This window comes from Bradyrhizobium sp. 31Argb (genome assembly GCF_043638955.1).
In the GTDB taxonomy this organism is placed as follows: domain Bacteria; phylum Pseudomonadota; class Alphaproteobacteria; order Rhizobiales; family Xanthobacteraceae; genus Bradyrhizobium.
Genome location: NZ_JBEGDB010000426.1, coordinates 1 through 4,854 on the forward strand (window position 1 = coordinate 1; position 4,854 = coordinate 4,854).

A 4,854-nucleotide genomic window follows, 5' to 3' on the forward strand; every position below is an offset into this window, starting at 1 on the left:
CGCAACCTCGGACCGGCCGACAGTCGGAGCTACATCCGTCAAGCGAAAGTAACATCCTCAGGTGAGGCAATACGTCTATTCCCCCTAGTTGGAGCGCAGTGACCGCGAAAGACAACGCGGCAAAATACCATTGCCTAATTTCGATACTGTTTTCTGGTAGAATCTTAAAGGAGACACAACCCTAGAAGACCAATTTACAGTGGTAATTAACAATCTAGGCGCGAAATCGGCTCAGGGACAGCGACGTCCTGCAGCGGATTATTGGTGCCGCCATGACTGCCATTGCCTCGACTGAGCTTATTGCGGAACTCGAAGATGTTGTCAGAGCCGGTTCCCCCGAACGCCGCATCCGGATATTGCGGCAGGTGGCGAGCCTGTTCCTCGCGGACGCCGACCGGCTCAGCGAGCACCAGATCGAAATATTCGACGACGTCCTGGTCCGTCTGATCGGGGCCGTCGAAGCGCGCACGCTGACCAAGCTCAGCGCCCCCCTTGCCGATCTGAGGTCGGCCCCGAGGGAGGCGGTGCGCCGTCTCGCCCAGCACGAGGACGCGGCAGTCGCCGTCCCGATCCTTCGCAAGTGCGAATGCCTTTCCGAAGACGACCTCATCGAGGTCATCAGGACCCGCGGCGAAAAGCACCTCGGCGCCATCGCCGAACGCAGCGCGGTGAGCCGCAGGCTCACAGATGCCCTGCTGATGCGCGGCGACGCCGCCATCTGCGGCATCCTCGCAAGGAATCCCAGCGCGCAGTTCTCTGTTGTGGGCTTTGCGACCCTGGTCGATATGGCCCTGCGCGACGATGATATCGCCGACGCGCTGGTGCAGCGGCCGGATCTGCCGCGCGATGTGCTTTGCGAGTTGGTGGCGAAATGCAGCCCCTCCGCGCAGGCCCGCCTGCTCAAGACCGCGCCGCCCGAGCGGCATGTCGCGATCAGAACGCTGATCGAAGAGACCGCCGCGCGCGGGCGCGCTCGCAAGCCTGTCGCCGTGGACTATTCCGAGGCAAAGGCGACGGTGCTCGCGCTCAACAATGCCGGCCAGTTGAACGATTCCATCGTCAACCGTTTTGCGATCCGGCGCGACCATCCCAGTGTCATCGCCGCGCTGTCGCTGCTGGCAACCGTCCCGATCGAAACCATCGAGCCGCTGATGGAGACGCAGGATTGCTACGGCCTGGTCCTCGCCTGCCGGGCGTCGCGGCTCGATTGGCAGACCGCGGTCGCCATCATCAGGAGCCGCAAGGGCGTCAAGCCGGTTTCGCCGCAACAACTCGAACAGGCCAAGGAGGCCTTTGACACGCTTTCGCTTTCCACCGCGCAGCGCGCCATCCGCTTCGGATCCGTAAGCGACATCGGCGCCAGGCCCTTGTCCACCGATACGCCTTCAGTTGGGGGAGTGCATTGATGGCTTACGGAAGCCGAAAAGCGGAGCGCGTTCACTTCGAGCACCGCTATCCGGTCAACCTGATGGGCGTTGACGGCACCTGGCAACGAAGCTGCGTTCTTCTCGACGTGTCGCAGACCGGCGCCAAGCTCGAGGTCGAGGGCGCGCTCGACGTGCTGCGGGCGCAGGAATTCTTCCTGATCCTGTCATCCAGAGGACTTGCGTTCCGGCGATGCGAACTGGTCCGGGTCGACGGGATGCAGATCGGTGTGAAGTTTGTCGCCGAACGAAAGAAGAAAGGGCGCGCCATCATTCCAAAATGATCATGCGCGCGACGCAACTTTTTCAGGGAGGAACCACCGATGGCCGTCCACAAGATCGCAGCCTTTTCCGTCACCACGAATTGCGCGGAGCCGCTGCGCGGAATCGTCGAGATCGACATGGCCGGAAAGACGCTGCGATTCGAACTCAACGAGGATGTCGCGCACAGTCTCTGCAGCGACCTCGATCATTTTCTCACCCAGGCCCAACAGCGCGCCTTCGACAACATCTGAAGCAAATGCCGGCACCACCATCTCGATGTCTGTTTACGTTGTAGCCGATACGCAAGCCGGGCTTTCGTCCTTGTGCGCCATGCTGGAGCCGAAGCATCCCGTCACAGGGGACCTGCTTGGAGCGGCCAGCATTCGCGGCAATGACATCGCGGCCGTTATCGTCAACGCCGACCTGCGTGTCGTCGACAACATCACGGCGCTGAAAGCCATGTCGGCCGCGTTCTCGCGAATCCCAAAACGCATTTTCGTCGTCAATGAGCGGACCCGGCTCGCGGTGGTTCAAGCCTACGCGCTCGGCGCGACGCATGCGTTGCTCGGTCCGGTCAAGCCGGCCCAGTTACTGGCAAAGCTCGCACAGGGCGAGACCCCATCGATCGTTCCGAGCGAACCCGCCTCGAGCGCCCGGGAGGCGGCGTCGGTCGGAGCGGCCAGCTTCGCCTCGATGTTCTCGGCGGTCACCTGCGGCTGGGCCGTCAACGTCGCGGAGGCCAAGGACGCCGGCAACGTGATCGCAGAGACGATCGCCGAGCATGGGCTGTCCGACTGGCTGGCGACGGTTCGCCGTCACCACGAGGGGACCTACCAGCACTGCCTGCTGGTGACCGGCATCGCCGTCGATTTCGGCCTGAGCCTTCGCATGGCGAAGGCCGATATCGAGCGGCTCTACGCAGCGGCGATGTTTCACGATCTCGGCAAGGCAAGGATTCCGCTCGCCGTCCTGGACAAACCCGGCAAGCTCGATGCCGAAGAACGTGCGCTGATAGAAACGCATCCTGCGGCCGGGCACGCCGTGCTGAAGGGAACGCCCGGCGTCTCGGCCGAAATCCTCGATGCCGTACGGCACCATCACGAGTTTCTTGACGGCAGCGGCTATCCGGACGGGCTTTGCGCCGAAAGCATCTCCGACATCGTGCGCATCCTGACCATCTCCGACATCTTCTCCGCATTGATCGAGCGGCGGACCTACAAACAGGCGATGTCGCGGGCGGCGGCTTACGAGGTCCTGCAGGGCATGAAGGGCAAGCTCGAGCGGCCGCTGGTCGAGGCGTTCAGGGACGTCGCCCTGAACCGTTGACCCGCCCTCCTGGTCGTCGCCGACGGCCGAAAGCTAGCTCCGCAGCCCCGGTGCTTCCTGACCGGTGCGAGCGACGTACTCCGTATAGCCCCCGCCAAATTGGTGGATACCGTCCGGTGTCAGCTCCAGAACACGGTTGGAGAGCGCGGCGAGAAAATGCCGGTCGTGCGAGACGAACAACATCGTGCCTTCAAACTCCGACAGCGCGTTGATCAGCATCTCCTTGGTCGCGAGATCGAGGTGGTTGGTCGGCTCGTCCAGCACCAGGAAGTTCGGGGGATCGAAGAGCATCTTCGCCATCACCAGCCGCGCCTTCTCGCCGCCAGACAGTACCCGGCACCTCTTCTCGACATCGTCGCCGGAGAATCCGAAGCAGCCGGCAAGCGCGCGCAACGAGCCCTGCCCTGCTTGCGGGAACGCGTCTTCGAGCGACTGAAACACGGTGCGTTCGCCGTCGAGCAGATCCATCGCGTGCTGCGCGAAGTACCCCATCTTGACGCTGCCGCCGAGCACGACCGTGCCGTTGTCCGGCTCGGTCGAGCCGGTTACCAGCTTCAACAAAGTCGACTTTCCGGCGCCATTGACGCCCATCACGCACCAGCGCTCGCGCCGGCGGATCATGAAGTCCAGTCCTTCATAGATTCGCTTGCTGCCATAGCCCTTGTGGACGTTCTTCAGCGCGACCACGTCTTCGCCGGAGCGCGGCGCCTGCTGGAATTCGAACGCCACGGTTTGGCGGCGTCTCGGAGGCTCGACCCGCTCGATCTTGTCGAGCTTCTTGACACGGCTTTGCACCTGGGCCGCATGAGAGGCGCGCGCCTTGAAGCGCTCGATGAACTTGATCTCCTTCGCCAGCATCGCCTGCTGGCGCTCGAACTGAGCCTGCTGCTGCTTGTCGGCCATCGCGCGCTGCTGCTCATAGAACTCATAGTCGCCGGAGTAAGTGGTGAGCGCGCCGACGTCGATCTCGATCACCTTGCCGATCACGCGATTGATGAACGCGCGGTCGTGCGACGTCATCAATAACGCGCCCTCGTACCCTCTGAGGAACTGCTCAAGCCAGATCAGGCTTTCGAGATCGAGATGGTTGCTCGGCTCGTCCAGCAGCATGACATCCGGACGCATCAAGAGGATGCGCGCCAGCGCGACGCGCATCTTCCAGCCGCCCGAGAGCGCGCCGACGCTGCCGTCCATCATCTCCTGGCTGAAGCCAAGGCCGGCCAGCGCCTCGCGCGCCCGCCCCTCGAGCGCGTAGCCGTCAAGCTCCTCGAACCGTCCCTGCACCTCGCCATAGCGCGCGATGATGTCGTCCATCTCGTCGGCGCGATCAGGATCGGCCATCGCGGCCTCGAGCTCCTTCAGCTCGGCCGCAACGATGCTGACGGGGCCCGCGCCATCCATCACCTCGGCGACCGCGCTGCGGCCGGACATCTCGCCGACATCCTGGCTGAAATAGCCGATCGTGATACCGCGATCGACCGCGACCTGCCCTTCGTCGGGCACGTCCTGGCCTGCGATCATGCGGAACAGCGTCGACTTGCCGGCGCCGTTCGGCCCGACGAGGCCGATCTTTTCACCCCGGTTGAGCGCTGCGGAAGCTTCGATGAAGAGGATTTGGTGGCCGGCCTGCTTGCTGACGTTATCGAGACGGATCATTGCGCTATCTGGTGGGACATCTGTGCGGGGCGCTCTTAGTCGATTTCGCCCGCCAGCGCGAGCGGAGATATCGGGCCAGCCGCCGAAAACACGGACTCGGCGCCTCGCCCGTCATTGCGAGCGCAGCGAAGCAATCCATAGCGGTGTGCCGAGTATGAACGACAGCTTGGAGGTGGAAGTCCTC

Annotated in this window: 5 protein-coding genes; 4 read left to right on the forward strand and 1 reads right to left on the reverse strand. The window is 63.3% G+C overall.

Going from position 1 to position 4,854, the window contains the following annotated elements; translation table 11 throughout:
• The first annotated feature begins 272 nt into the window (after window positions 1–272).
• From AAFX91_RS39180 to AAFX91_RS39195, 4 genes are read left to right on the forward strand one after another with little or no spacing between them, the layout of a single operon-like run.
• Window positions 273–1,406, forward strand: coding sequence for a DUF2336 domain-containing protein (locus AAFX91_RS39180; RefSeq protein WP_130582667.1), 1,134 nt, complete (start codon window positions 273–275; stop codon window positions 1,404–1,406).
• Window positions 1,406–1,708 (forward strand): PilZ domain-containing protein, encoded by a 303-nt coding sequence (locus AAFX91_RS39185; RefSeq protein WP_130582668.1) that lies wholly within the window; start codon window positions 1,406–1,408, stop codon window positions 1,706–1,708. Before AAFX91_RS39180 ends, AAFX91_RS39185 begins: the two co-directional genes overlap by 1 nt.
• A 39-nt stretch (window positions 1,709–1,747) precedes the next feature.
• On the forward strand, window positions 1,748–1,939 hold the full coding sequence (locus tag AAFX91_RS39190) for a hypothetical protein (RefSeq protein ID WP_130582669.1): 192 nt from the start codon (window positions 1,748–1,750) through the stop codon (window positions 1,937–1,939).
• A gap of 25 nt (window positions 1,940–1,964) precedes the next feature.
• On the forward strand, window positions 1,965–3,014 hold the full coding sequence (locus tag AAFX91_RS39195) for an HD-GYP domain-containing protein (RefSeq protein ID WP_394570068.1): 1,050 nt from the start codon (window positions 1,965–1,967) through the stop codon (window positions 3,012–3,014).
• 33 nt (window positions 3,015–3,047) lie between these two features.
• Here AAFX91_RS39195 and AAFX91_RS39200 read toward each other — a convergent pair whose 3' ends face one another.
• Window positions 3,048–4,670: an ABC-F family ATP-binding cassette domain-containing protein gene (locus AAFX91_RS39200; protein ID WP_394570069.1), complete on the reverse strand. Its 1,623-nt coding sequence runs from the start codon at window positions 4,668–4,670 to the stop codon at window positions 3,048–3,050.
• Window positions 4,671–4,854 lie beyond the last annotated feature (184 nt).